This window comes from Pseudomonas sp. FP215 (genome assembly GCF_030687795.1).
Taxonomy (GTDB): Bacteria; Pseudomonadota; Gammaproteobacteria; order Pseudomonadales; family Pseudomonadaceae; genus Aquipseudomonas; species Aquipseudomonas salmasensis.
This window is the reverse complement of record NZ_CP117447.1, coordinates 747,076-772,752: the sequence shown is the minus strand read 5'-3', so window position 1 is coordinate 772,752 and position 25,677 is coordinate 747,076. Positions and strand designations below refer to the sequence as shown.

The 25,677-nt window shown below is 62.3% G+C and carries 23 protein-coding genes; 13 read left to right on the top strand and 10 right to left on the bottom strand.

Going from position 1 to position 25,677, the window contains the following annotated elements; all coding sequences use genetic code 11:
- The first annotated feature begins 1 nt into the window (after position 1).
- From PSH76_RS03280 to PSH76_RS03270, 3 genes are all read left to right on the top strand, one after another.
- On the top strand, positions 2 to 850 hold the full coding sequence (locus PSH76_RS03280; RefSeq protein ID WP_305493596.1) for a MaoC/PaaZ C-terminal domain-containing protein: 849 nt from the start codon (positions 2 to 4) through the stop codon (positions 848 to 850).
- Positions 851 to 1,151: 301 nt separating this feature from the next.
- A complete protein-coding gene (locus tag PSH76_RS03275) occupies positions 1,152 to 2,984 on the top strand; it encodes a collagen-like triple helix repeat-containing protein (protein ID WP_305493595.1) in 1,833 nt (610 codons plus the stop codon).
- 186 nt (positions 2,985 to 3,170) lie between these two features.
- On the top strand, positions 3,171 to 4,853 hold the full coding sequence (locus PSH76_RS03270) for a ShlB/FhaC/HecB family hemolysin secretion/activation protein (RefSeq protein ID WP_305493594.1): 1,683 nt from the start codon (positions 3,171 to 3,173) through the stop codon (positions 4,851 to 4,853).
- A gap of 321 nt (positions 4,854 to 5,174) precedes the next feature.
- On the opposite strand, the gene PSH76_RS03265 is transcribed toward PSH76_RS03270, so the two are convergent.
- On the bottom strand, positions 5,175 to 5,579 hold the full coding sequence (locus PSH76_RS03265) for a response regulator (RefSeq protein WP_044271154.1): 405 nt from the start codon (positions 5,577 to 5,579) through the stop codon (positions 5,175 to 5,177).
- 53 nt (positions 5,580 to 5,632) lie between these two features.
- Positions 5,633 to 5,824, bottom strand: a complete 192-nt coding sequence (locus PSH76_RS03260) for a Flp family type IVb pilin (protein WP_044271152.1) — start codon at positions 5,822 to 5,824, stop codon at positions 5,633 to 5,635.
- Between the two features lie 337 nt (positions 5,825 to 6,161).
- Here PSH76_RS03260 and cpaB point away from each other — a divergent pair, with 337 nt between their 5' ends.
- From cpaB to PSH76_RS03220, 8 genes are read left to right on the top strand one after another with little or no spacing between them, the layout of a single operon-like run.
- Positions 6,162 to 7,106, top strand: a complete 945-nt coding sequence (gene cpaB / locus PSH76_RS03255) for a Flp pilus assembly protein CpaB (protein ID WP_044271150.1) — start codon at positions 6,162 to 6,164, stop codon at positions 7,104 to 7,106.
- 19 nt (positions 7,107 to 7,125) lie between these two features.
- Positions 7,126 to 8,331 carry a type II and III secretion system protein family protein gene (locus PSH76_RS03250; protein ID WP_032893739.1) on the top strand — a complete coding sequence of 402 codons (1,206 nt, stop codon included), beginning with the start codon at positions 7,126 to 7,128 and terminating at the stop codon, positions 8,329 to 8,331.
- On the top strand, positions 8,328 to 9,521 hold the full coding sequence (locus PSH76_RS03245) for a pilus assembly protein (RefSeq protein ID WP_305493593.1): 1,194 nt from the start codon (positions 8,328 to 8,330) through the stop codon (positions 9,519 to 9,521). Before PSH76_RS03250 ends, PSH76_RS03245 begins: the two co-directional genes overlap by 4 nt.
- Positions 9,518 to 10,789 carry a CpaF family protein gene (locus PSH76_RS03240; protein WP_003188227.1) on the top strand — a complete coding sequence of 424 codons (1,272 nt, stop codon included), beginning with the start codon at positions 9,518 to 9,520 and terminating at the stop codon, positions 10,787 to 10,789. The genes PSH76_RS03245 and PSH76_RS03240 overlap by 4 nt, the downstream gene beginning before the upstream one ends.
- A 9-nt stretch (positions 10,790 to 10,798) precedes the next feature.
- Entirely contained in the window at positions 10,799 to 11,680 is an 882-nt protein-coding gene (locus PSH76_RS03235; RefSeq protein WP_305493592.1) for a type II secretion system F family protein, read from the top strand.
- A 1-nt stretch (position 11,681) separates the two neighbouring features.
- Positions 11,682 to 12,569 (top strand): type II secretion system F family protein, encoded by an 888-nt coding sequence (locus PSH76_RS03230; protein ID WP_305493591.1) that lies wholly within the window; start codon positions 11,682 to 11,684, stop codon positions 12,567 to 12,569.
- A gap of 10 nt (positions 12,570 to 12,579) precedes the next feature.
- Positions 12,580 to 13,305, top strand: a complete 726-nt coding sequence (locus tag PSH76_RS03225) for a tetratricopeptide repeat protein (RefSeq protein WP_056782825.1) — start codon at positions 12,580 to 12,582, stop codon at positions 13,303 to 13,305.
- 10 nt (positions 13,306 to 13,315) lie between these two features.
- Positions 13,316 to 13,585 carry a DUF3613 domain-containing protein gene (locus PSH76_RS03220; protein WP_098949677.1) on the top strand — a complete coding sequence of 90 codons (270 nt, stop codon included), beginning with the start codon at positions 13,316 to 13,318 and terminating at the stop codon, positions 13,583 to 13,585.
- Between the two features lie 125 nt (positions 13,586 to 13,710).
- Here PSH76_RS03220 and PSH76_RS03215 read toward each other — a convergent pair whose 3' ends face one another.
- Complete coding sequence (locus tag PSH76_RS03215; protein WP_305493590.1) at positions 13,711 to 14,496, bottom strand: response regulator transcription factor; 786 nt, start codon at positions 14,494 to 14,496, stop codon at positions 13,711 to 13,713.
- 71 nt (positions 14,497 to 14,567) lie between these two features.
- Entirely contained in the window at positions 14,568 to 15,071 is a 504-nt protein-coding gene (locus PSH76_RS03210) for a prepilin peptidase (protein WP_305493589.1), read from the bottom strand.
- A 71-nt stretch (positions 15,072 to 15,142) separates the two neighbouring features.
- Here PSH76_RS03210 and PSH76_RS03205 point away from each other — a divergent pair, with 71 nt between their 5' ends.
- The gene (locus PSH76_RS03205; protein WP_003188217.1) at positions 15,143 to 15,580 is read left to right on the top strand and encodes a TadE/TadG family type IV pilus assembly protein; all 438 of its coding nucleotides are present in this window, start codon (positions 15,143 to 15,145) and stop codon (positions 15,578 to 15,580) included.
- A complete protein-coding gene (locus PSH76_RS03200) occupies positions 15,577 to 18,318 on the top strand; it encodes a PAS domain-containing sensor histidine kinase (RefSeq protein ID WP_305493588.1) in 2,742 nt (913 codons plus the stop codon). Before PSH76_RS03205 ends, PSH76_RS03200 begins: the two co-directional genes overlap by 4 nt.
- 419 nt (positions 18,319 to 18,737) lie before the next feature.
- Here the strand turns inward: PSH76_RS03200 and PSH76_RS03195 are convergent, their stop codons facing one another.
- The 6 genes from PSH76_RS03195 to pbpC form a co-directional block, all read right to left on the bottom strand.
- Positions 18,738 to 20,681 (bottom strand): TadG family pilus assembly protein, encoded by a 1,944-nt coding sequence (locus PSH76_RS03195; protein ID WP_305493587.1) that lies wholly within the window; start codon positions 20,679 to 20,681, stop codon positions 18,738 to 18,740.
- 223 nt (positions 20,682 to 20,904) lie between these two features.
- Positions 20,905 to 21,462, bottom strand: coding sequence for a DUF4136 domain-containing protein (locus tag PSH76_RS03190; protein ID WP_020302184.1), 558 nt, complete (start codon positions 21,460 to 21,462; stop codon positions 20,905 to 20,907).
- A 43-nt stretch (positions 21,463 to 21,505) separates the two neighbouring features.
- Positions 21,506 to 22,108 (bottom strand): DUF4136 domain-containing protein, encoded by a 603-nt coding sequence (locus PSH76_RS03185; protein WP_003188213.1) that lies wholly within the window; start codon positions 22,106 to 22,108, stop codon positions 21,506 to 21,508.
- Positions 22,109 to 22,131: 23 nt separating this feature from the next.
- Positions 22,132 to 22,881, bottom strand: coding sequence for a methyltransferase (locus tag PSH76_RS03180; RefSeq protein ID WP_003188212.1), 750 nt, complete (start codon positions 22,879 to 22,881; stop codon positions 22,132 to 22,134).
- Positions 22,874 to 23,182 carry a MazG-like family protein gene (locus tag PSH76_RS03175; RefSeq protein ID WP_003188211.1) on the bottom strand — a complete coding sequence of 103 codons (309 nt, stop codon included), beginning with the start codon at positions 23,180 to 23,182 and terminating at the stop codon, positions 22,874 to 22,876. Before PSH76_RS03175 ends, PSH76_RS03180 begins: the two co-directional genes overlap by 8 nt.
- 116 nt (positions 23,183 to 23,298) lie before the next feature.
- On the bottom strand, positions 23,299 to 25,611 hold the full coding sequence (gene pbpC / locus PSH76_RS03170; protein WP_370874659.1) for a peptidoglycan glycosyltransferase PbpC: 2,313 nt from the start codon (positions 25,609 to 25,611) through the stop codon (positions 23,299 to 23,301).
- Positions 25,612 to 25,677 lie beyond the last annotated feature (66 nt).

Sequence of the window (25,677 nt, the reverse complement as noted above, 5' to 3'; positions counted from 1 at the left end):
CATGCAATGGCAAACGTTGGACAGCACCCCGTCTCTACTGCCGCTGTACTGGCGTGCGGCGCTCAAGCGCAAGATCACCGGCAGCACATTGCCCGAACGCGGGTTGCGCTGCCGGATGAGTATCAATCCCAGCGCCGTTGCGGCGTACCGCAAGGTGTGCGGTTTTGCTGACAGCCCGATGCTGCCGGCGACTTATCCGCATATCCTCGCGTTCGGCCTGCAACTGCAATTGCTGACGGACAAGACGTTTCCGTTTCCGCTGCTGGGGTTGATCCACCTGCGCAATCGCATCCGTATTCATCGGCCGTTGGGCGCAGTGGGTGACGTGAGTGTCGGCGTTTACGCACGCAATCTCAGCCCCCATCCCAAGGGGGCCACCTTTGACATCGTAACGGTTGTAGAGGATGCCCTTGGACTCTTGTGGGAAGCCGAAAGCCAGATGTTATGTCGGGGCGTGAAGCTTGAAGGCAAAGCCGTGGAGAGCGGATTGCAAACCCCAGACACGCTCACCGAACTGACGCGCTGGAACGCGCCCACTGACATAGGCCGCCGCTACGCCCGCGTGTCCGGCGACTACAACCCTATCCACCTCAGTGCGCCTACCGCCAAGCTGTTCGGTTTCCCCCAGGCCATCGCTCACGGATTGTGGAACAAGGCGCACACCCTCGCAGCACTGGTAGAACACTTGCCGGCCGCCAATATTGAAATCGACGTCGAGTTCATGAAGCCGGTGCGCCTGCCCAGCGAAGTGATATTGATGAGCAGCACGGCCGGTTCCAGCGGAGCGTTGGAACTCAAAGGCGCTGGGGATATTCAACATATGCGGGGGAAGTGGCAGCCGATTGCCTGAAACCCCCTGATTAATTGTATATATACACCCTAAGTTATAGCGGACCTTACGAGGTCCGCCTTTATTTACAACGCTTTGATTTTGCTCATATAAACATCCTGAAACATCCCTCCATTACACCTTTGGTATTAGTCATTAAGCCGACGATGGCCGGATGTATATAAATCGTTAATACCAAGTTGAGCGTTGCGTGAAAGAGTGCCCTGGCCTGAGATAGCCACACGGACAAACCTATCGTTATCCAAAGAAATAACGAGGGTTTGAAACAACCAAGGTTGTACCAGGTGCAAGGAACTCAATCATGAAAACTCAAGTAGTGTTTTGGAAAGCAAGTACCGCGCTGGCCCTCGTTCTGGCAATGAGCCTGGGCGGCTGCAGCAGCGGTGGTGGCGGGCATAAATCCAGCGTGGCGGCGTCCTCGCCGGATGCGGGTGCAGGTGCAGGTGCAGGTGCTGGTGGCGGTACTGGTGGCGGTACTGGTGGCGGTGACGGCGGCACTGGCGGTGGTACCGGTGGTGGCACGGGCGGTGGTGACGGCGGCACGGGCGGTGGTACCGGTGGTGGCACGGGCGGCGGTGACGGCGGCACTGGCGGTGGTACCGGTGGCGGCACGGGCGGTGGCACTGGTGGCGGCACTGGCGGCGGCACTGGCGGTGGCACTGGCGGTGGCACTGGTGGCGGCACTGGCGGCGGCACTGGTGGCGGCACTGGTGGCGGCACTGGCGGCGGCACCGGTGGTGGCACTGGCGGTGGCACTGGCGGCGGCACTGGTGGCGGCACTGGCGGCGGCACCGGTGGTGGCACTGGTGGCGGCACTGGTTCAACAACCACCCCACTGGTCACCGGCCAGATCGCCGGCACCCTTGGCACCACTGTGGGCAATGTCGGTACCGCTGTCGGTAACCTGGGTTCGACGTTGAACGGCGTACCTATCGTCGGCGCAACCGCAGGCGGCCTGGTCTCCTCGGCAGGCACCGCTGTTAACAGCATAGGCACTGGTGTGACCACCGGCTTGGGCTCACTGGGCACCAACAGCAACTCCCTGGGCACGACAGTGGCAGGCGTAGGTAATGGCGTGGCGGACCTGGGCGGCGGCCTCTCGACCACAGGCCAATCACTGTCAACCACTCTGGGCGGCATACCTGTGGTCGGCGGCGTGACAGGCGGCGTGGGCACAGCGGTAGGTGGCGTCGTGGATAAAGTCGGCACCACCGTTACGATGCTCGGCGATACCCTGAGCACGGCCAGCACCACCGGCCCGCTGGGTTCGTTGACCAACACCTTGGGCAGCAAAGTCGTGGTGCCTGTGGTGTCGCTGGTGGAAAACACCACCGGCAACCTGGGCAACGCAACCGGCCTGGGCGCTCCCCTCAATGGCGTACTGGATAAAGTCGGTTCGGCTGTCACTGGCCTGGGTACTCAAGTCGCCAGCACGGGCGGCACGGGCAACCCGGTCACCAGCGTTGTCGGCACCGTGCTCACTGGCGTCGGTGGCACACTGGATAAATCGGGTGGTTATGTGGCCCCAACCGGTGGCACCTCGGCTCCCGGCATTCTAGAGCAGGTAGGTGGCCTGGTCGCTAACGTAGGCACCGGCCTGAACGTGGGCAACACCAACGGCACCGTCAGTGCAGCGGGTGTGACCGGTGGTGCAGTCGGCGGCACCGTTGCCTCGCTGGGCACTGTGCTAGGTGGCACAGGTGTAGCAAACACCGCAGCTACCGCACCGGTCGCCACCGTGGCCGCCAATGTCGGCGCAGCGCTCAACCCTGTGACCAGCGGCGTCACCAACCTGACGCAAACCATCGGCACGACTACCGGTGTGGGTGCCCCGGTGAATGGCCTGGTGACTCAAGTCGGCGGCGCAGTCAGCAGCGTGGGCACCAACCTGACAGCAGCCAATGCCAACCCGATCACCAATGCCGTAGGCACCACCGTCACAGCAGTCGGCGGCACCGTCGCCTCGGTGGGTGGCCTGGTAACCGGCGGCACCACTGGCGGCACCAGCGGTGGTTTGCTCGGTGGCTTGAACATCGGCACCACCACCACAGCAACCGGCACGGCCACAACCACAGGCGGCACTACCGCAACAGGCGGTCTGGGCGGTTTGTTGAACGGCCTGACCGGCAAATAGAAATGCACCTGGCCGATTAGACGGCCTCCCCTACAGCGCCTACGCTTGGTTGAGACGAGAGACCTTTAATAAGTCTCTCGTCTTTTTTATGGGCGGCGACACGTTTTATCAATCGCCGCCCTCCCGAACCGAGTCCCAGAACCCGGCGGGCCCGAAGCGCTGCTGCAGTTGACCATGGAGTGTCCTATGCGCGTGTTGACGCCGTTGTTATTGCTCACCCTCAGTGCCTACGCTCAGGCCGAGACCCTTCCCAGCTTTCTTAACAGCAACGACACTGTCCGCACCCTGCCGGTGCCCAACCTGCCCGCCGACGCCTATCGACCACCCACGTCGAAAACTCAGGTACCTGAAGCGCCGCCGACTGCCGGCCAGCCGCTGTTGATGGACACCAAGGTCACTATTCGCAAGTTGCAGATCGAAGGCGGAACGGTCTACCCGCTCGCCGAGACGGCACAGGTGTATGCGCCGTTGATTGGACGGGAAACCAACCTTGCGCAACTGATCGAAGCGACCCGTGGCGTCACCCGCCGTTATCAGGAGGATGGCTACCTGCTGTCCTACGCGTTCCTGCCGCAACAGAACTTCGAAAACGGCCTGGTTCGCGTGGTACTGGTGGAGGGCTATATCAAGGACTATCAACAAACCGGCGACATCGGTTCGGTGTCGGCCTATGTCGATAAGCTCGCGCAGAAGCTCCTGGCTGAGCGCCCACTGACCCGCAAGACCTTCGAGCGCTACACCACGCTGATGAGCCGCATCCCTGGCCTCAGCGTACAGGCGCAAGTGCCGCCACCGGGCACCACCGATGGCGCCACGCACATGCAGATCCAGGCCAGCCGCAAACCTTTCACCACCAGCATGAGCCTGGTGCAAAAAAGCCGTGGCGGCACGCAAGCGTTGCTGAGCGCTACCAGCAATTCCCAGACGTCCATGGGTGAACAACTCAGCGTCAGCGGCCTGTTCCCGCCCGGCGAGGACAAAGAGCATTACTACCGCGTGGACTACAACCAGTTCATCAACGCCGAGGGCACCCAACTGGCGCTCGCCGCCGAACGCTATCGCGCCGACCCCAACAGCAGCGTGCAACTGGACGGCGGTTTCGAACTCAAGCCGCACCAGTCCATCGACCGCTACTCCATTGGCCTGAGCCACCCGTTCATTGCCTCCCCCACCGAGTCACTCACCTTGGGTACGCGCCTGTACGCGGTCGACCAGACCACGCGCTACAAACTGGTGGGTTTCCCGCTGAGTTTCGACATCGAATCCAACCTGCGTGCCCTGGCCTTCGAAGGCGATTGGCGCAAGGCCGACGCGCAACGCCTGCGCATCATCAGTGGTGGCCTGTACCAGGGCATAGACGGCTTGGGCGCCAAGGCCCGCAGTGACCTGGGCGTGGCCAAACCCGACCTCGACTTCTTCCGCCTGCGCCTTTCCGGCGTGCAAAGCGACAAGTTCTTCGACAACTGGCAAGGCGTGTTGTCCGGTGCGCTGTACTGGAGCGACAACACCCTGCCCGACAGCGAACGCGTGACCTTCGGCGGGCAGAGTTTCGGCCGTGGCTACCCGGACGACCAAGGCTCGGGCGACAAGGGCTGGGGGGTGGCGTACGAGGTCAACTACAGCTTCAACCGCACCGGCAACTGGGTGAAGATCCTGCAACCCTACGTAGTGGTCGACCGCGCCAAATCCTGGTTCAACGACCTGCCGGTCAAGGCCAACGACCTGTCCTCGGCGGCGGTGGGTCTGCGCTTTGGCGACAAGAAGTACTACAACATCGCGCTGGAGGCGGCCAAGCCAATGTCGGATATCGCGCTGGACAGCTTTAACCGCAGGCCGCGGTATACGCTGAGTTTCAGTTATCAGCTGTGATGAGTCTTTAACTGAACCACCGCTATCGCAGGCAAGCCAGCTCCCACAAGGGTCTGTGTTGCTCACAGAATCAGTGCCCGACACAGACCCCTGCGGCCTGACAGCCGAAACCTTTCTACCTGAGCCCCCGCAATCAAACTGTGGGAGCTGGCTTGCCTGCGATGACGGCCGGACAGTCGACGACTAAGTGCCTGGCACCCCACGAGCCAAATGTGGGAGCGGGCTTGCTCGCGAAGGCGGTGTGTCAGTCAATGAACTTTAACTGAACCACTGCTATCGCAGGCAAGCCAGCTCCCACATTTAATAAGCGGTGCCGGTCCGTTACCGACCAGGTGTAGAGAGGGGAAACAGGTTGTTGAGAGTATCGAGCAAGCGCACCAGGTAGATAGGCTTGCGAAACAGGTCCAGCACCTGCAAGCGCAGCATATCGCTGACATCATCCATTTCTGCATGACCCGACATCACGATCACAGGCAACTGCGAGCGTGAGGTGTGTTCGCGCAGGCGCTTGATCAAGGAGATACCGCTTTCCTCGGGCATGCGCAGATCGGTGATGACCAGGGCGATATCAGGGTGAAGTGTCAATTCTTGCAAGGCAAAGGTGACGGAGTTCGCGGTGAAACAGACGAATCCCTCGTTTTCGAGGGATTCGGCCAACTCGACCAGCGCATCCTCCTCGTCATCCACCAATAGGATTTTTTGGCGGGATGACGAAGGGTAGGTCATGGGCGGTACCTGACAAAGAAGATCACTAGCAGAGCAAACAAAAACGTTAGCAGCTAAGTTGTCAGCGCCTCGGAAACCTTTTCAAAGACACCTTCGATTTTCTCGCCAAGCCCAGTGCCAACACCCACTATCACCAACGCAACTATCGCCACAATAATCACATATTCAATGGCCGACGCCCCGTCTCTACGGCGCAGGAATAACTGAGCGTGAATGTAAAATTTCAAGAACAGGTCAAGGATCATATTGAGGTCTCCTTCATGCGCCAAAAAGCGCCGATACAGCTGGCCCGCACAATGATTGCCGTGTGCCACTAGAGCATTGTCAACAAATTTAACACTCACAACTGTAAGAACGAATTAATCACAAAGTATTAGTCGCCGCGCCAGCCCCACAAATCCGTCATTTACAGCCCCCGCTTTAACCGCGCAGATAAATTTTTCATTCAGTAATGGCAATTTGTCCTAGCTGGGCTACCTTCAAATAGCCAAATCGTTAGTTGTTCATCACAGCCCAGTTGCGAATTTAACTCGTTTGGATAAACGGGAATAAAAGCAGTGCAACAGGATAGGGAGCGCCGTCATGAACAGTCGTATCAGCATGGTCCTGGCTGGCTTGCTGCTTATCGGAGCCCTGGTTGCAGGGTATTGGGGCCTGGTGCTGAGTCGTCCACCGGCACCCTCCGTAGCGCCCTCGCCAGCACCTGTCATTTCCGTTGAAAAAACCGTTGCCGTCGTGGAAGACCAGACCCGCCAGCCGGTCGTGGTGCTGGTGCATGCGGTTGCGCCTTTTGTGCCCCTCACGGCTGCCGATGTCGCCGTGGAAAAACTGCGCACCGTGCCGGCTGGCAGCCTGACCAGCGTTGACCAGGCCATCGGCCGCACGCCCTTGCGGGCCCTGGGTGCCGGCACCTGGCTTAATGATGAAAGCTTCACCGCCGGCGGCCCGCTGGCCCGCATGATTCGTACAAACGAACGGGCGCTGGCCGTCGCCGTCGATGAGGTCATCGGTGCCGGTGGCCAGTTGAGCCCAGGCGATTACGTGGACGTCTTGCTGTTCTTGCGCCAGGACAATGCCAATGCCGAGCAGTCGGCGCAGGTGGTCATCCCGGCGATTCGCCTGCTCAGCGTCGGCGACCAACTGGGCTTGGCCAACGACGGCACCCCGGCCGTGCCGCCACCCGCCACCGCCGAAGAACGCGCTCAGGCGGCGCAACGCCGCACCGCCGCGCGCAGTGTGGTGCTGGCGGTGCCCGAACCCTTGCTGAGCCGGCTGATGCTCGCCTCCCAAGCCGGTACGCTGCGCTTGGCCGTGCGCAGTGCCGACGAACAACTGCTCAGCCGCTACTGGGCCGGCGAAAGCGACACCCCGGACAAGGTGCAAAGCGCCAACCGCGACCTCTACCAGTTCACCCAATTGGCCCTCAGCGGCCCGCCGAAAAAAATCACCCCCGCGGTGGCCGACACCGGCCAACGTCGGGGCGTTGAAGTGATTCGCGGCGCAGCGGCGGCACAACCTACCCCCTGATTGAACAAGGATGCCTTGAATGAGCCAACGCTACGCTCAATTGGCCTTGGCCTTGATGCTGCCGTGCCTGCCCTTGGGCATGGCGATGGGCGCATCGGGCAGCTGCAACGCCCTGGGCCAATTGCCCGCCGTGATCGAGGTGGGCGAAGGCTTGCAAACCGAGTTGCAATCGCCGGTAGCGATTACGCGCCTGGCCATCGGCGACCCGAAAATCGCCGACGTGCGGGTCAACGGCGACCGCCACTTCCTGCTCACCGGTGTCGGCAGCGGCGCTACCAGCCTGATGGTGTGGACCGGCTGCTCGACCACCCCGCGCCAGAGCATGGTGTTCGTCAAAGGCAAGGCCACCTCGGCGCTGACCAGCCAATCGCTGTCGCCCTCCGAAGACCCGACGCTGCCCAGCCAGGTGCAGACCGATATCCGCTTCGTCGAAGTCAGCCGCACCAAGCTCAAGGAGGCCAGCACCAAGATCCTCGGCATGGGCAACAACTTCTTCCTCGGCAGCCCAAGCTTGCTGTCCCCTTCAGAGGGCATCTTCAAATTGCCGGTGAGCGCTGACAGCTTCAACATCGGTTTTGGCGGTGGCCGGGTCAAGGCGCTGATCAACGCCCTGGAAAGCAGCGGCTTTGCCTACACCCTGGCACGCCCGAGCCTCGTGGCCATGAGCGGCCAGAGCGCGACCTTCCTGGCCGGCGGCGAAGTGCCGATTCCGGTGCCCAGTGCCGGCAGCGATACCATCACCATCGAGTATAAGGAATTCGGCATTCGCCTGACCCTCACGCCCACGGTCATCGACCACAACCGCATCGCCTTGAAAGTCGCCCCGGAAGTCAGCGAGCTGGATTACAACAACGCGATCCGGATCCAGGGCATCCAGGTACCCGCCCTGACCGTCCGGCGCACCGACACCAGCGTGTCGCTAGCCGACGGTGAAAGCTTCGTGATCAGCGGCCTGATCAGCAGCACCAACCGCTCCACCATCGCCAAGCTGCCGGGCCTGGGCGACATTCCGATCATTGGCGCCTTCTTCCGCGACTCTAATATCAACAGCGAGGAGAAAGAGCTGTTGATGATTGTCACGCCGCATCTGGTGCAGCCACTGGCCGCCAATGCGCAGTTGCCGTCGCTGCCCGGCGAGAAACTGCGCACCTATGACCCGAATTGGTTCCGCCTGTTCTTCCTGGAAAACGGCAACTTCGACCGTCGCAGTGGACTTTCCCAATGAGCGATAGCCTGAGCCAGACCTTCCTGGCAATCACCCGCAACAGCACCGACCTGGAATGGCTCCAAGGTGCACTGGCTCCCCTTGGCCAAGTGATCAGCGTGGGCGGCGGCAGCCTGGATGAATTGCTGGCGCTGGTGGACGTGACCTTCGCCAATCTGGTGTTCGTGGGCCTGGACCGTGAACACCTGGTGGCCCAGAGCGCCTTGATCGAAGGCGCCCTGGAAGCCAAGCCGATGTTGGCGGTGGTGGCCTTGGGCGACGGCATGGACAACCAGTTGGTGCTCAACGCCATGCGTGCCGGCGCGCGGGATTTTGTCGCCTATGGCTCGCGCTCCAGCGAAGTGGCCGGGCTGGTGCGGCGCTTGAGCAAGCGCTTGCCGCCCACGGCGCCAAACGCCCATCTCGGCGGCCTCACCGTACTCTACGGTGCCCAGGGCAATACCGATGGCGCCCTGCTGGCGAGCCACCTGGCAATGGTGGTGCAAAAGAGTGGCCAGCAGACGCTGATGCTCGATCTCGGCTTGCCCAGGGGCGACAGCCTGGCGCTGCTGGGCCTGGACAGCACCTTCAATTTCGGCGACGCCTTGCGCCACCTGCGCCGCCTGGACGCCACCCTGATCAACAGCGCGTTCACCAGCACCGACGACGGCCTGCGCATCCTCGCCTATGCCGCCAGCGATGAACCCTTGGAAATGACCAGCGCCGCCGAGCTGTACATGTTGCTCAGCGCCTTGCGCCAGCACTTCCAGCACATCGTGGTCAACCTCACCGGGCAAGCCGACAGCGAAGCCCTGCGTACGTTTGTCAGCCACTGCGACAAGCTGCTGTGGTGCACCGACCAGGGCGTGCTCGACTGTCGGCGTAACCTGGCGGTGCTGAACCTGTGGCGCGAAAAAGGCATGAAGCTCGACCATGCCAAGCTGCTCGTCGATCGCTACATAAAAGGTTGTGCCCCCGGCACCGAAGCCCTGGAAAAAAGCTTCGGCCTGGAGTGCATCGCCGTGCTGCCCCTGAGCCCAGAAGTGCGCCTGAACGCCAAGAACCAGGGGCAAAGCCTGTTCACCCTGGCCCCACGTGAAGCCTTGACCCAAGCCCTGCGCCACCTGGGCGAGCGCCTGGCCAAACGCACCGAAGGCTTGGATAAACCTTCGACACGCTGGTTCGAACGCCTGCTGGGGACGAGTCGATGAACAGCGAAAAACTCTTCGGCGCCCCGGCCCGTGGGGCTGCCGCGCACAACGACCACGATGGCCTGAAACTGGTGCTGCATCGCTACATCATCGATGCCATCGAAGAGTCGGGCCAGAACCTGCTGGAAGGCTCGCGCCAATCCCTGGCGCAATTTGTCATCGACAAAGTGGCCGAATACATCACGCGCATGCACCTGGCGATCTCGCGCTATGAGATGGAGCGCCTGGCCGAGGAAATCGTCGATGAGCTGACCGGCTTCGGCCCGCTGGAGGTGCTCCTGCGCGATGTGTCGATCACCGAGATTCTGGTCAACGGCCCGCACCGGGTGTTTATCGAGCGTGACGGGGTGCTCCACCAGAGCGATCTGCGTTTTATCGATGCGCACCATGTAGAACGCGTGATGCAGCGCATCCTCGCGCCCCTCGGAAGGCGCCTGGATGAGTCGTCGCCGATGGTCGATGCGCGCTTGCCCGATGGCAGCCGGGTCAATGCGATCATCCCGCCAATTGCCCTAGACGGCCCGTGCCTGTCGATCCGTAAGTTTCGCAAGGACATGCTCAAGAGCAGCGACCTGGTGGCGATGCAAACCATCGACCACAACATCTTCGAGTTCTTCCAGGAGGCGGTGGGTAAGCGCTGCAATATCCTCATCAGTGGCGGCACCGGGACCGGCAAGACCACGCTGCTCAATATCCTCAGCCAATTGATCAACCCCCACGAACGCCTGGTCACCATCGAAGACGTGGCCGAGCTGCAACTGGGCCACCCCCACGTAGTGCGCCTGGAAACCCGCCCGCCCAATGCCGAAGGGCATGGCGAGGTCAAGGCCAGCGACCTGATCCGCAACGCCCTGCGGATGCGCCCGGACCGCATCATCCTTGGCGAGATCCGTGGCGTCGAAGTGCTCGATGTGATGACGGCCATGAACACCGGCCATGACGGATCCATGAGCACCGTGCACGCCAACAATGCCCAGGACGCGCTGTTGCGCCTGGAAACCCTGGTAGGCCTGACCGGCCGTGTGGTGGCGGAGAAAACCCTGCGGCAGATGATCTGCGCTGCACTGGATGTGGTGATTCAACTGACGCGCCTTCCCGATGGGCGCCGTTGCGTCAGCGAGGTGGTGGAAGTGGTGGGCGTGCGCGACGACGTGTATGTCACCAACACCCTGTTCCGCCTCGACCGCCGTACCGGTTTCGGCTTCCTGCGCGAAGCGCTCAACCCGGCCGGCGACAAGCTGCGGCGCGAATCGGCATTGCCGTTGTAGAGAGGGCTCATGACCGGACTTGTCTTGCTGCTCATTTGCGTCCTGCTGATCAGCCTGTCCGTCTGGCTGTTCCAGCGCGGGCTGCGCCAGGCCGGCACCGACCGGGTGCTGGAGCGGCTCTCCGATGGCCAGCCAGTAGCCCAGGAGCCGAACGGCAGCTGGATCGCGCTGGAGCGCATGTTCCAGCGCGCCGGCCTGGGCAAGCCCACCGACCGCCTGGGGTTGTGGTTGAGTGGCTGGGCGGTGGGCATGTTGCTGGGTTACCTGCTGGCTGGCGGGCTGGGCCTGCTGGTGATGCTGACCACGCCACCGCTGCTGTTGCGGGTGTATATCGCCTGGCGCTACCAACGGCGGGTGCAGCGCATGATCGAACAATTGCCGCAACTGCTGGACCACAGCGTGCGCAGCCTCAAGTCCGGGCGCACCCTGGCGGACGCGGTGCTGGGCGCGATCGACAGCACCGAAGCGCCGCTCAAAGAGGCCATGAGCCGCATCCAGCGTAACGTGCAAATGGGCGTGAGCCTGCCGGAGTCGGTCAGCGACTTTGCCGAGTTTTACGAGCGCGATGAGTTCCGCCTGTTTGCCCTGGGCCTGAAGGTCAACCACCGCTACGGCGGCAACGCCAGCGAGCTGCTGGAAAACCTGATCAAGATGATCCGCGAGCGCGAACAGGGGGCGCGCCAACTCAAGGCCATGACCGGCGAAACGCGCATGACCGCCTATGTGCTGGCGGGCTTGCCCATCGCCATGGTCGGCTACTTTTTGATGGTCAACCCGGGCTACCTGATGAGCATGTGGAACGACGGTACCGGGCGCTACCTGCTGCTGGCCGCGGCGGCGCTCGACATCACGGGCACCTTCGTCATGTGGCGCATGTTGCGGAGTATCTGAGATGGCCATCCTGATCTGCATCCTGTTGTCGCTCGCCGCCGTCGCCTTGATCGTCGGCAACCTGCTGGAGCAACGGCGCCGTCAACGCCTGGTCAGCCAACGCCTGCAAGGCCAACTGACCCGCGAGGACAAACTCGGCAGCCTGATGCGCCAATTGGGCGCCAGCGCCGTGGCCCAGCGCTCGGTCAGCCTGGACAACGAAACCCAGACCCTGCTCAACCGCGTCGGCTGGCGCAAAGCCAACCAGCGTTCCATGTTTGCCGCCTTCCAGATCGGCGTGCCCATCGTGCTGCTGGGCTTGACCCTGCTCGGCCAGCAACTGCTGTTTCCTCACGGCGGCTCACCCTGGATTGCCCCGGCGATTGCCCTGGGCATCGGTTACTTGCTGCCCAAGCGCATTCTGGCCCTCAGCGCGAAATACCGTCAGGAGCGCATCGCGCGGGAAATTTCCACGTTCATTCCGCTGCTGCGCATCCTGTTCGAATCCGGCATGGCGGTTGAGCAATCGCTGCGGGTGTTGAGCACCGAAGCCCAGCGCTTGCTGCCGGACCTGACCCATGAACTGCGCCTGATCCTGGTAAGGGTCGACTCGGGCCTGGATCTGTCCGAAGAGTTGGGCAAAACCGCGCGCCTGCTGGCCGTGGATGAGTTCACCGACACCTGCATCATTCTTCAGCAACTGATCCACCAAGGCGGCGGCGCGATGAAATCCTTGCTGGCCCTCAAGCAGTTGCTCGACGACCGCCGCCTGACCCGCCTGCAGGAATACATCTCGAAGATGTCCGCGAAGATGTCCGTGGTGATGATGGTGTTTCTGTTTCCCGCCTTGCTGATCGTGCTCGGGGGGCCGGCGATGATCGCCATTTCCCGAGCCTTGAATAACTTTTGAGGAGCCTGCCATGAAACCACTGATCGTCGCCTTGAGCCTGCTGATGCTGGGTGGCTGTGCCAGCAATGGCCAGGCTCCGTGGGCCGGGTTGCTGGCGCCGGGCAGTTGCCCCAAGCCCAGCGCCGACCAGGAGCTGTCGCTGAACCTGGCCGATGACATGGCCAACGAAGGCAAGCTGCACGCCAGCCTCGCCAACCTGCAAAACCTGCCCAGCGCCCTGCCCCAGGTTCGTCAACGCCAGGCCCGTGCCTATCGCTTGCTGGGCCGCCCTGACGCCGAGCCGTTGTACCGCAGCCTGCTGGGCACCTGCCTGGCCGCCGATGGTGAGCACGGCCTGGGGCAACTGGCGTCGGCCAAGGGCGACAACGGCCAGGCCATGGCCCACCTGCAACGTGCGGCACGGCTGGCGCCCACCGACGAAAAGATCCGCAATGACCTGGGCGTGGTGTACCTCGACCAACGGCGCCTGGAAGACGCACGCTTTGAATTCATGACCGCCATCGAGCTCAAGCAGAGCGATCAACTGGCGGCGGTCAACCTGGTGACGTTGCTGATCTACCAGGACAACTGGGAGCAAGCCGCAAAAGTGGTCGGCCAACTCGGTTTGAGCCCCGAGCAAGTGACCCGAGCCCAGGCACGGGCGCAACACCTCAAGGAGGCTGGCACGGCACCGCAGCGTCCAGTCAAAGATCAGGTAGCGGCGGTCAGCGACACGCTGCCGGCCTCTGTGAAATAAGGAGTCGATGATGAAATTCCATTACCTCGCCGGCCTTGCCTGCCTGGCCCTGCCACTCCTTGCTTCGGCCATCGAAGCAGGGCCGTCTTCACCCCGGCAGGCAGAAACGGAAAACTGGATGGCACTGCAACTGAGCGGTCGCGCAGCCTCGGCCAACCCGCAAAAAACCACGCCGGCAGAACGCGAGCAGGCGCTCAAGCGCTGGCTGGACAGCAACAAGCACCCGATCCCGGAGTTTTTTGATCAGAAAGCAGGCGGCACTGCGCAGGGCAGCAAATAAAACTCAACCCACCCTGTAGGAGCGAGCTTGCTCGCGAAGAACGTCAACGATAACGCGTGCATCCTGGGTAACCGCGTTGTCTTGGCGTTCTTCGCGAGCAAGCTCGCTCCTACAGTAGGGCGGTACTAGTGCGCCGTGACCCGCTGGCGCATCGCCGAGTTGTTCGGTGACAACGCCAGCGCCAACTGCGTGCGGTTGTGCATATGGGTCAAGCGCAGCACTTGGGACACGTACAGCTTGACCGTGTTCTCGGTAATCCCCAGCTCACAGGCAATCTGATAGTTGGTCTGGCCCTTGCCCACCAGGCGTGCCACGTCCAATTGGCGCGGTGACAGTTGATTGAAGATCGCCGGGATCTCCACCGGCCCGGCGTCATCGGCCGATGAGTCCCCGTCCTGGTCCTGGGGCGTCGGGTTGCGGCGCACCTTGTCCAAGTCCATATACAAGTCGTTGATGGATTCGGACAGGTACTGCAACTTCTGGTTGAGCGTGCCCAGTTGCAGGTCTTTTTGCCGTTCCTCCAATGCCGCTTCCTGGCGCTTGAGGCCTTCGAGCAATTCATCGAGGTTGATCGGCTTCTGGTAGTAATCGGCGATACCTGCACGCAGGGCCTTGATCACATCCTGCTTGTCGGCGCGACCGGTGAGCATGATCGCTTCGAACGCACGATGTTTACCGGCGATCCGTTGCAGCGCCTGCACCAGCTCGATGCCGTCCATGTCCGGCATATGCAGGTCACACAGCACTAAACCGATCTGAAGGTCTTCCTTGAAACGCTGGACAGCTTGCTCACTGGACTCGCACGGGACACAACGGTACCCGCTGCTTTCAAGAAATTCACAGAGCTCCTCCACGATTAAGGGTTGATCGTCGACAACGAGCACTTTTACTGCAGACGTAAGCTTGTTCACGCGCTACTCCATGCCTGGCAAGCCAAATGATGACCTATCCTTTCTGACGAAAAGTCCTACACCGCTACTCATTAAACGTAGACGTACTTTCCGACTATGTACATAGCATTAATCAACTCGTGCGACTGATGGATCCAAAACCAGCTGCCGGCAAAACCTGTCAAAACGAAGGGTGCAAAAGGCTGTTTTGTTGACGCTGGCCCTGCCCGTTCAACGCGGTTTGAGCTAAGCCCTTGATGCATAAGTGTCCAGGCCACCATGGCGATGCCCGCACCGATCAGCGCCCCGAGCAGGTACTCGATATTGGAGGCCAGCCCCAGGGCGGCGAGCAACTTCACATCCCCTGCGCCAAAGCGGCCCAACGCATAGCCCGGCAAGGTCAGCACCAGCGCCAAAGCCAGGGCCAGGCCGCCCTCGCTACGGGACGCGCCCAGCCACGTCGACCCCGCCCACAGCAGGTAAATCAACGCCAGCAGCCCGACGCCCAGGGTCAACGTATTGGCAATCTGGCGCTGGCGAATATCCTGCACGGCACATACGCCCAACCACAGCACAATCACTAGCGTCTGGATCACGTAAAAAACATCCCTTTTGGCTGAATGATTCTATGCTGATATCAAGTACTCGCCTCAGGGTAGACGCAGTCATGAAATCGAGCCTCCCGAGAAAGCAAAAAGGTGCTGCGGCGATCGAGTTTGCCTTGGTCTTCGTGATTTTCTTTGCGGTGTTCTACGGCATGCTCAGCTACAGCTTGCCGCTGCTGTTGATGCAGTCATTTCACCAGGCGGCCGCCGAAGGGGTACGCCGCAGTGTGTCCCTGGACCCCAGCACCGCCGGCTATTCGGCCCTGGTTGTGCAACGCGCCAAGGATGCAGCCCAGGCCCAGTTGAACTGGATCCCCGGCTCATTGAAATTCTTGCCCGGCTATATCACCGCCACCTACACCAATAATTTGCTGACGGTGAAGATCACCTACCCCTCGGCCAATATCAAAGCGGTCTTGCCGGCCCTGGTGTTGCCTGGGGTGGGCACCGTACCCAACCTGCCCACCAACCTCACCGCCACCTCGAGCCTTCAGTTTTGACGACAGGGGATAAATTGTTCGCACGCCTGCGCGGGCTTACCAGCGCCCTGGCTCTGGACGCGCCAACGACGCCCGCGCCGGGCCTGCAAGTGCAACTGGACAACCTGGGCCGGGTGCTGAGCATCACGGGCGCCTTGAGGCCTTTGCTTGCCCAGCATCTTGCCAATGCGCCCAACCCACCCTTGCAGACCTTGCTGTGTGCCGACAGCGCGCTGAGTGTCGAGGGCACGCCGCAGGAGTGGCAACGACACGGCCTGGATCTGGACTTCCAGGGCGCCGCCGGCCAGGTCCTGCATACCCGTGGCTGGATCGAGCCGGAGGGCGAGGGCTGGGCCCTGCACCTGCTGAACATCACTGACCTGCTTGCCGACCGGGCACGGGTGCAGCAACGCGAGCAGAACCACCAACTCGCCGCCCTGATGAGCGAACAGCTGCGCGTGTGCAGTTTCAGCCGCCTGCATCACGTGTTCAGCGAACACCTGCGCAGCGTGGCCCAGCGCTGGAGCATCCCCTGCGTCGCCATGGCACTGCTCGATGAGGATGACCAGGGCTGGCGCATCTACAGCCAATACGCCGCCCACGACGCCCCAGCCTTGTGGCAAACCGGGCAGCATCTGGGCACCAGCCTGGACAGCATCAACGGCAACACGCCATTGAGCCTGGACATTGCCCAGGGCCGCAGCGACAACCCGCGCCTGCGCAGTGTGTTTGGCAATGCCGACGGTTTCCTGGTGCCGTACCGCGACAGCCATGGCGCCGCCGCGTGGCTGCTGTGTGGTTTCTATAACGGCCAGGCACACCACACCGGCGAGCGTGACTGGCTGAACCTGTGCGCAGCACTCGCCGCGCCGCTGCTGGGCCGCCTGCGCGAACAGCGTCACCACCAGCAACTGGAACGCGTGGAAGCCCTGCAAGGCCTGCTCGTCACGGGCTGGTGGGAACTGTTGCCCGTCACCCAGGAAATCCAACTGGCGCCACAACTATTGCGCAACCTGAGCCTGGACGACGGCCCCACCCGCCAGCCCCTCGGCACCTGGCTCGAACTCATCCACCCCGCCGACCGCCAGGCCCTCAACAGCCGCCTGCAAGACCTGCAAGCCCTGGGCAAGCCGTTGCTGACCAGCGTGCGCTTGCAACGCACCGACGCTGAACAGTCGCCCCTGTGGTACCGCATACAAGGCCAAGTACTGGGCGCCGGCAATGAACGGCGCTGGATCGGCTTCATGCTCGACATCAGCGACATCCAGAACCAGCAACTGCAAGCCGCCGCCGCCCATGCGCGCCTGGACAACCTGATCGCCAGCTCACCGGCCGTTATCTACGTGCAGCGCTACGTCAACGGCGCGCTGCACCCGGCGTTCTTCAGCGCCAGCCTGTTGCCGTTGCTGGGCTGGACCTTGGCCGATTGCAACCACGACACCCTGGCAGCGCTGATCCACCCCGACGACCGCGAGTGCTACTTCGAACGCACCCGCCAACTGCTGCGCGAAGGCAACGTGCGCAGCCGCTATCGCCTGCGCGACAAACAGGGCCACTACCACTGGCTGCTCGACGAAGCCAAGCTGTTGCGCGACGACCTCGGCCTGCCGGTGGAAGCCGTGGGCCTGTGGCTGGACGTCACCGAAGCGACCCTGGCCGCCGAGCAGGTGCGCCAAAGTGAAGAACGCTACCGCATCCTGGTGGAAGACTCGCCCGCGATGATCTGCCGCTACCGCCCCGACCTGACCCTCACCTTCGGCAACACGCCGCTGGCCAATTACCTGGAATGCAGGCCCGAGCACCTGCCAGGCATCGACCTGGGCCAATGGCTATCGGATGAACAGCGCACCGCCTTTGTACAGCGCATCCAACAACTGACCCCGGAATTCCCGGTGAGCACCGCGGAAATCAGCCTGCAACTGCCCGGGCGCGAACATGCCTGGTGGGTGTGGTCGGACCGCGGCGTCTTCGATGAACAAGGCGCCCTGATCGAAGTGCAAGCCGTGGGCCGCGACAACACCGAAGTGCGCCGCTCCCAGCAACAACTGACCCAAAGCGCAAAAATGGCCACCCTCGGCGAAATGGCCACCGGCCTGGCCCATGAGATCAACCAGCCGCTGAACGTGATGCGCATGGCCATCGCCAATGTGCTCAAGCGCCTGGGCAATGGCGACGCGCAAATCGACTACCTCACGGAAAAACTGCAACGCATCGACGCCCAGGTACAACGCGCCGCACGAGTGGTCGACCACATGCGCGTCTTCGGCCGCCGCTCGGAAATCGAGCAACAACCCTTCGACCCGGCGCAGGCACTGGAGGGCACCCTCTCCCTGCTCAGCGAAGGCCTGCGCGGCAAAGGTGTAGACGTGCGCATCAGCCCTACCGACTTCTCGGTACAGGTCAAAGGCTATGTCGACCAGTTGGAACAGGTGCTGATCAACCTGATGGTCAACGCCCGCGACGCATTACTCAGCCAGCGAGAAAAAGACCCTGCCCTGCGCCCCTGGATTGCCCTGCACAGCGAGCACGACAGCCGCCATGTGCGTATCTGGGTCGAAGACAACGCCGGCGGGATAGACCCGCGCCTGCTGGAGCGGATTTTCGAGCCGTTCTTTACCACCAAGCCGATAGGCGTGGGTACCGGGCTGGGCCTCTCGGTGAGCTATGGGATTGTGGAAAACATGGGCGGACGCCTGAGCGTTACCAACGGCGAGGCCGGCGCGAAATTCTGCATCGAACTCCCCATCGCGCAGAACTAATTCAACGCTAACCACGATGCGAAGCGAGCCGCTCTTGCTCTTGATCTGCTTTTGATCTGCTTTTGATCTTGATCTTAAGCGCCCCGTCAAACCACGCTGGCCGGAATTCGACAGGGATTTGGGGGGTAAACCGGCAGGGATGCCGGTTTAGCCGCCCCGCGCCATGGATGGCGCGTGGCGGCGGCCCCCCAAATCACTGGCGGATTACGGGCACACCGAGCCTAAGCGAGGTGCCGAGTGGTGGGGCAAGAGCCCTTTTGGTTACTTTTGGGGCTCTTTTCCAAAAGTGACCCGCTGTCAGAGCGGAACCCTAAGTGGCCGTTACCGCAGGAATGGATATGTACACGGTCCAACAGTGTTGACTGTCAGGCCGTCTTCGCAGGCAAGCCAGCTCCCACATTTGGAACTCGAAAGGTCTGCTATATCACCAGATAAGCCCGGCCCATATGGCAGGTAAGGTTGGCACCGACTTCGGCATTGCCCAGGTTAATACCCAAGGCACCCAGCAAAGTATTAACGATGGGGTCGAGAATCGGCGACAGCACATTCTGGATCAGCCCCACCACCGCCGTCGTGATAGTCGCCAACAACCCGGCGACCCCAGCCAACGCACCATTGGAGACACTGCCGCTAGGCGGTGCGTAAGTCACCTGCAAGCCATTAAGCGTCGACACCAGGCTGCCGACAATATTGGCCGTGCCTGGCGCAAACTTGTAGGTGGGCGGCGCATTCATCTCGGCCACCGGCGCAAACACCATCGTGCTGGTTTGCGCGGCAATGGTGGAGTTGGCTTTCAACAGCAAACCGCCTCCCACATTCGGCGTACGGTTGGGGCTGCACAGCAGCGTCAGGACGACACAATAGCGCTCGCCAAAATCAATCAGCCTGACCGGCTGCACATTGACTGCAGCCGAGGAAGAAAAAGCCGCCACCGGATCCACCGTACCGACCGCCAGAGTTGCCAGGGATGTAGTGGTTTTCACCGTCAAGGATTTAGAGGCCGGCGAGTCGCAATTGAAATCCGTGACATTGGTTTGCGCACTGCCGGCTTCAATGTAAATGGCCAGCGACGTCGTGACATCGACGTCAGCCACATTGCAGGCCACCAGGCACAACACCCCGCCAACCACCGCCGGCAGGTTGAGGTTCAACAACCCTTTGACCACCTGGGACACCGGCGTGCCCAGGCCCGTCAATATGGAAGCCACGCCAGAGACCGCCTTGATGATCGGCGCCTGCACGGTCACCAACGTACGCACTTGCGCAGTGCGTACAAAAATCTGATCGGTCGGCGGGGTATTCTGCAAGCCCTTCTTGGCCAATACAGGATTGCCAATCGCCGACAGCTGCGGCGGTTCGATGACCTTGGTCTGGATCGACACATTGCCCACCAACGGAATCGCGACCTGCGCCGCCGCACTCACCGCATTCTTGCTACTGGACAACTGCGCCACCGCTTCCAGCAGCTGAAACAACTGCACGTTACTGTTCAGCGCCGCTGTCGGCGTGCCGGTGGCGATGTCGACCAGGTCTCCCACCGTCAACAGCTTGCTGTTCGGCGCAATCGCTTGAATCGAAATCACATCATTGATGACCGCCGTGGCCGCCGCACCGTTTTTCTGCAAGACCTTCACCGCAGCGTCGATCAACTGAGTAGCCGAGACCGCGGTACTGAGCAAGGCGTCATAGTCACCGGCCTTCACGTTCAGGTTGATCGCCAGTTGGTCCAGGTAACTGAGCAGGTTGACGTTGGTCTGCAGCAAGCCGTTCCAACCGGCTGCTGTGAGCGACAGGTTACCGCCGAGCAGGTTGCCGATCACCAGGTTAAGCAGCGGGGATTTGCCTGAATCGACGCTGGCCAAGCTGCTGCGGATCGACAACTGCGCCACGGGCGGCGGTGTCGCGGCGACGGCGGTGGCGCTCAAGTTGATTTGCGGGGTGATCGGCGCGCCGCTGAACAGGTTCCACAGGCCATTGGCAATGCTGGTCGGGACGGTGCGCGAGGCCACCACGCGGATGGCGTCGCTCTTGGTGGCATCGGCGGTAAATACGCGGGTGTTGAGGGCATTGGTCGCCAGGGTGCCGCACGTCACCGCCAGGGTGCTGCCATTACCGACCACAAAACCGTTACGCGCGGCATTTTGCGTGGCATAGGCGTTGGCCGTGGTGTTGGTACCGCACTGGCCACCCAGACCTGCCGCCTCCAACGCCGAGGTGTCGGCGACGGACTGCAACTTGCGCTTTTCCAAATACAAGCGCCCGCTATCGACCGCCAGCAACGTGAACACCAGGGCCAAGGCCAAGGTGCCTGCCGCCATCAAGCCAATTGCACCACGCTGCCTGGAGCCGAATCGGGGAGACATCGAAGCACTCCTGCGCTAACTCTCCGTTGCACTGGAGTGTAGACAAGGCTTGGGCAGGTTGCTGGCAACTCGCCACATTGGCGACTGGCGGAGATGCCCTGATACGCCCTGATACCGTAGGAGCGAGCTTGCTCGCGAAAAACTCACAGGCGCCGCGTTTACTCAGGAAGCACGCGTTATCGTTGACGTTTTTCGCGAGCAAGCTCGCTCCTACAGTGAGTGATCAGCGCGGCGGGTAGTTGGAGAGGATCTTGGTCACGGTGCTGCGGATGGCCTTGTTGCGGTCCTCGGGGTTCGGCGTGCTGGCCATCATTTGCTCGTCGCTGCCGCGCCACACCAGCTTGCCGTCCTTGCCGTCGAGCAGGTCGATCTGGAGGGTCGCCACTTTGTAGGTGATGTTGCGCGTTTCGTTGTACATCGGCGCGCCCCAGTACCCATTCCACGGGCCGCCCCAGGCACCGCCATAGTTGGTGGTGACTTGCTGCTGGCGGTCTTCGACGATCAGGTAGGCCTGTACATTCAGGTCAGCCTTGGTGCCCGCCGCCGCAGGACGCAAACCGCGCTGGTCCAGCTGTTCGCCCACGGCCTGGCGGATGCGTTGCTCGGTGAGGTCGCTCTTGATTCGCGGGTCATCGGGGCGATACTGCAACGCCGGGTCTTTCCAGGCCCAATTGCGGTAGGCGCCGAAGTCTCGGCTGGCGTCGAAATCGTGGTTGACCTGGTTGCTCTGGCAACCGCCCAGCAACATGACAACAGCAAGTGCAGCGATGCGACGAAGCATGGTGTTCTCCAAAAACAACGTGGGCCTGTAATGAGAATAGCTGCTAACTGGGCGGATAGGCAGCCATTGCCTTTTGCATCGCCTTGCGCAAACTATCGGCGCGCTCGCTCAGGCTGCCCTGGCTGGTGGTTTCGGCGCTGGTGCTCCACACCGGCTGGCGGGTGCGCGCATCGAACAGGCTGATACGCGCCACGGCCACGGTCACTTCATAGGTGCGCACCACCGGCACGCTGTTGTACATACCGTAACCGTTGCCATAGCGGTTATAGCCGCCGTAGCCGTAACCATAATCGTCCTGGACCTGGCGCAGGCGTTTTTCCAGGCGTACATCGGCGCTCACCAGCAGGTCGGGCGCACGCTTGTCATGCAAGGGGCGCAAGCCTCGCTGGTCGAGAGCGCCGCTGACCGCCTCGGCAATCTGCGCCGAATCGGCCCAGGCCGTGCCCGCCGGCAACTGGCCGTTGAGCCAGCCCCAGCTGCGGTAGGCGCCATAGTCGCGCACCGGCGCGGGGTAGGCGCTGGCATCAAAGGTAGTGGCCGCCTGGGCGGGCGCCGGCGGCATCGGTGCCGAACTGGCCACGTAAGGGTTGGGGCTCGAGCACGCCCCAAGGCCTAGAGACAACAGGATTAAACCGAGACGACGCATGTCGACCTCCCACGCTGGGCCGCTTAAACCGGGCGGCAGATCCAGTGCAAATATCGCCCAAGCCCGGCAAAGCTTGGGTGACGACGGTGAGCGAGCTCCATCTCCAACAAGTCCTGCAGGTTGGCGCGAGCCTGGAATTCCACCGGCATATAGTCGTGGAACACCCGTACGCCACTTTGGCTTTCGACCTGCCACAACCCTTCGAGTTGCGCCGCCAACTCCCGTGGGTCCAGGGGTTGTTGCGGCGTCAGGCTCTGCTTTTCGCCGGCCATGTCGTTCTTGCGCATTTTGCGGAAGTGGCCTTTGAGCAAGTTGCGGTAGATCAACGCATCACGGTTGTAGAACGCCAGGGACAACCAGCCACCCGGCAGCGTCAGTTGGTGCAGCACCGGCAGGATGGCGTGGGGCTCGGCCAACCACTCCAGCACAGCATGGCACAGCACCAGATCGTAAGGCTCGGTGAGCTGGCCGAGCAAGTCCTGCCACGGTGCATGAATAAAGGTCGCGCTTTGGCCAGCGTCAGCGAAGCGCTGGCGCGCACCTTCAAGCATCGGCGCGGCGGGTTCGGCCAATGTCACCTCATGGCCCTGCTCCGCCAGCCACAACGACATATGCCCCAGGCCTGCGCCAATATCCAGCACGCGCAACGGCCGCTGCGGCAAGGCTTCCACCAGATCGGCCTGGAGCACCGCCAAGCGAATCGCACCCTTGGCACCGCCGTAGATCTTCTCGGCAAAGCGCGTGGCCAACTGATCGAAATGACGATCACTCATGGGCAAACCGCCGTTCGCTGTCGGCCAGCTTGGCGCGCACCACTTCGTTCATATCCAGGCCCAGTTCACTGCACAGCAGCAACAGATACAAGACGATATCGCCAACCTCCTGGCCCGCATGCGCGAGTTTATCGGCGGGCAGTTGGCGGGATTGGTCTTCGGTGAGCCATTGGAAGATCTCCACCAGCTCGGCCATTTCCACGCTGGCGGCCATGGCCAGGTTTTTCGGGCTGTGGAACTGCTTCCAGTCGTTGGTATCGCGGATGCGGTGCAGGCGTTCGGTGAGGTGTTCGAGGTTCATGCGGGGGCTCCTGAATGGGTATAGCTTACCCCATGACGGGACGCGGAGCGTCCCAGGCGGCGTTCCCACGCAGAGCGTGGGAACGATCAGCAGAGCGTGGGAACGATCAGCAACGATCAGTCGACGACGCTGAACTCGATCCTGGCGGTTTGGCCGGCCTCATCCAATACGCTGAGCTGATAGCGCCCCAGCCGTTCAAAACTGGCGTTGATGCTGTCCTGATTGGCACTGTCCCCCAACGGCGCGCCATTAAGAAACCACCAACGCCGGCCACTGCCGCCCAACGCCGAGATTTTCAGGCGCAAGGCTTGTTGACTGGCAGCGGGCAGACGCAATTGATCGCCTTCGCGCACGCCCACAATGGACAAGGGCGACGCCGCAGCCAGCGCCGGTGGTGGGCAATCCGGGTCAGCCGCCGGGATGCGTGCTTCACGGCGTTCAATCCTTGGCAACCAGGGCTCCAACGGCGCCGGCCACAGGGCAATGTTTTGCGGGGTTGCGCCAGGGCAATGGGCATCGACCCGCAAGCCTTTGGCGTTAACCCAGATGCTTTCCATCAAGCCCACGCTCAAGGGTTGATCCAGTGCCTGCAAGGTCGGCGGCGTGGTGTTGTCCAGGGTCCAGGCAAAACGCTGGCGGCGGCAGTTCGGGTCGCTGCGGCTCATGGGCTGGCCCAGCGGCCAACAGATCGCCGCCACGCCGATATTGGCCGGCACCGGTTTGACCGGCGCACTGATGCCGCGCTGGCTGTCGCGGTTGGTCAGTACGTCATGCACCTGCAACATCAGCGGCGCTGCCGACGCCAGGCCGAATTGCCCCGGTACCGGCGTGCCATCGGGCCGGCCGATCCATACGCCGATCAGATAACGCGGGCCCACGCCAATCGCCCAGGCATCACGAAAGCCATAGCTGGTACCGGTTTTCCACGCCAGCACCGGGCGTTGGACCAACTCGGCGCGCGGGTCGCGATCGGGGCGCGCCTGGCCGCTGAGGATGCGCCGCACAATCCATGCGGCGCCGGGCGACAGCAACGGCCGCTCTCTGAGCGTATCGTCCGGCTGTAACCGCAGGGTGGCGCTCTTACCATCGCGGGCCAGGGCGCTGTAGCCGCTCACCAGATCTTCCAGGCGACTGCCCGCGCCGCCGAGGATCAGCGCCAGGTTCGGCTCGGCCAACGCCGGCAACGCCAACGGCATGCCACCGATGCGCATCTGTGCGGCAAAGCGCTTGGGCCCGTAGGCTTCCAGCAGTTGCACCGCCGGCAGATTCAACGAGCTGGACAACGCCGTGCTCGCCGGCACCGCCCCGGTAAAGCCCATGGAAAAGTTGCCTGGCCGGTAATCGCCATAACGTCGAGGCACGTCCTGCAACAGCGATTCGGAGTGAATCAGGCCGTCATCCAACGCCATGCCGTAGAGGAAGGGCTTCAAGGTGGAACCGGGCGAACGCAGCGCGCTGATCATGTCCACATGGCCAAAGCGCTTGGTGTCGTTGATATCCACCGACCCCAGGTAGGCGCGTACCGCCATGCTTTCTTCTTCCACCACCAGAATGGCCGCCGAGGTGTGTTCCGGCAGGCGTGCGCGCCAGCCCAACAGCAGGTCTTCGAGACGGCGTTGCAGAGTGGCATCAAGAGTGGTGCGGATCAGTGGCGGGCTGTCGGGGCGGTTCAGGCGGCGCGCCAGCAAGGGCGCCAGGCTCGGTTCCAGGCGTGGGGCGAGCAACAGGGGCTCTTCCAGGGCTTCATCAACCGCCGATTGTGGCCACACCTTAAACTCGGCCAGGCGGCGCAGCACTTTGTCGCGGGCCTCTTGGGCGCGCTGCGGATGACGGTCCGGGCGCAAACGGCTCGGCGCCTGGGGCAACACCGCGAGCAACGCGGCTTCGGCGTGGGTCAGCTGTGACGGTGACTTGCCCAGGTAGGCCCAACTCGCCGCCGCCACGCCCTGCAGCGTGCCGCCGAAAGGCGCGCGGTTCAGGTACAGGTTGAGGATTTCGTCCTTGGACAGGTGCCACTCCAACTGCGCGGTACGCCACAGTTGGCGCAACTTGCCGTGCAGGGTGCGTGAGTGCGGGTCGAGCAGGCGCGCCACTTGCATCGACAAAGTGCTGCCGCCGGAGACCACCCGCGCGCCGCTCAGGTTTTGCCAGGTCGCCCGCACCAGCGCCAACGGGTTTACGCCGGGGTGCTGGTAGAACCAACGGTCTTCATAGGTGAGCAGCGCGTCGAGGTAATACGGTGAGACATCACTGGTGTGTACCGGGTAGCGCCATACGCCATTGGCATCGGCAAATCGCCACAGGGGTGTGCCATCTTCGGCCAGCACCACTCGGGCCAGGTCGTCCTGGGGCAGAGGTAAGGGCCAGATGCGATCGGCCAGCCATAGCAGGGCAACCACCAACACCACACCACCCAAAGCCCAGCGCAATAACTGTGGGAGCTGGCTTGCCTGCGATAGCGCAGGATCAGTCACCTTATCCACAACTGCCCCACC

What these genes read in the sequence shown, in the direction of transcription:
- PSH76_RS03280 (WP_305493596.1), top strand. Translation starts at nt 2, where the DNA reads ATGCAATGGCAAACGTTGGACAGCACCCCGTCTCTACTGCCGCTGTAC.
- PSH76_RS03275 (WP_305493595.1), top strand. Translation starts at nt 1,152, where the DNA reads ATGAAAACTCAAGTAGTGTTTTGGAAAGCAAGTACCGCGCTGGCCCTC.
- PSH76_RS03270 (WP_305493594.1), top strand. Translation starts at nt 3,171, where the DNA reads ATGCGCGTGTTGACGCCGTTGTTATTGCTCACCCTCAGTGCCTACGCT.
- PSH76_RS03265 (WP_044271154.1), bottom strand. Translation starts at nt 5,579, where the DNA reads ATGACCTACCCTTCGTCATCCCGCCAAAAAATCCTATTGGTGGATGAC.
- PSH76_RS03260 (WP_044271152.1), bottom strand. Translation starts at nt 5,824, where the DNA reads ATGATCCTTGACCTGTTCTTGAAATTTTACATTCACGCTCAGTTATTC.
- cpaB (WP_044271150.1), top strand. Translation starts at nt 6,162, where the DNA reads ATGAACAGTCGTATCAGCATGGTCCTGGCTGGCTTGCTGCTTATCGGA.
- PSH76_RS03250 (WP_032893739.1), top strand. Translation starts at nt 7,126, where the DNA reads ATGAGCCAACGCTACGCTCAATTGGCCTTGGCCTTGATGCTGCCGTGC.
- PSH76_RS03245 (WP_305493593.1), top strand. Translation starts at nt 8,328, where the DNA reads ATGAGCGATAGCCTGAGCCAGACCTTCCTGGCAATCACCCGCAACAGC.
- PSH76_RS03240 (WP_003188227.1), top strand. Translation starts at nt 9,518, where the DNA reads ATGAACAGCGAAAAACTCTTCGGCGCCCCGGCCCGTGGGGCTGCCGCG.
- PSH76_RS03235 (WP_305493592.1), top strand. Translation starts at nt 10,799, where the DNA reads ATGACCGGACTTGTCTTGCTGCTCATTTGCGTCCTGCTGATCAGCCTG.
- PSH76_RS03230 (WP_305493591.1), top strand. Translation starts at nt 11,682, where the DNA reads ATGGCCATCCTGATCTGCATCCTGTTGTCGCTCGCCGCCGTCGCCTTG.
- PSH76_RS03225 (WP_056782825.1), top strand. Translation starts at nt 12,580, where the DNA reads ATGAAACCACTGATCGTCGCCTTGAGCCTGCTGATGCTGGGTGGCTGT.
- PSH76_RS03220 (WP_098949677.1), top strand. Translation starts at nt 13,316, where the DNA reads ATGAAATTCCATTACCTCGCCGGCCTTGCCTGCCTGGCCCTGCCACTC.
- PSH76_RS03205 (WP_003188217.1), top strand. Translation starts at nt 15,143, where the DNA reads ATGAAATCGAGCCTCCCGAGAAAGCAAAAAGGTGCTGCGGCGATCGAG.
- PSH76_RS03195 (WP_305493587.1), bottom strand. Translation starts at nt 20,681, where the DNA reads ATGTCTCCCCGATTCGGCTCCAGGCAGCGTGGTGCAATTGGCTTGATG.
- PSH76_RS03190 (WP_020302184.1), bottom strand. Translation starts at nt 21,462, where the DNA reads ATGCTTCGTCGCATCGCTGCACTTGCTGTTGTCATGTTGCTGGGCGGT.
- PSH76_RS03185 (WP_003188213.1), bottom strand. Translation starts at nt 22,108, where the DNA reads ATGCGTCGTCTCGGTTTAATCCTGTTGTCTCTAGGCCTTGGGGCGTGC.
- PSH76_RS03180 (WP_003188212.1), bottom strand. Translation starts at nt 22,881, where the DNA reads ATGAGTGATCGTCATTTCGATCAGTTGGCCACGCGCTTTGCCGAGAAG.
- PSH76_RS03175 (WP_003188211.1), bottom strand. Translation starts at nt 23,182, where the DNA reads ATGAACCTCGAACACCTCACCGAACGCCTGCACCGCATCCGCGATACC.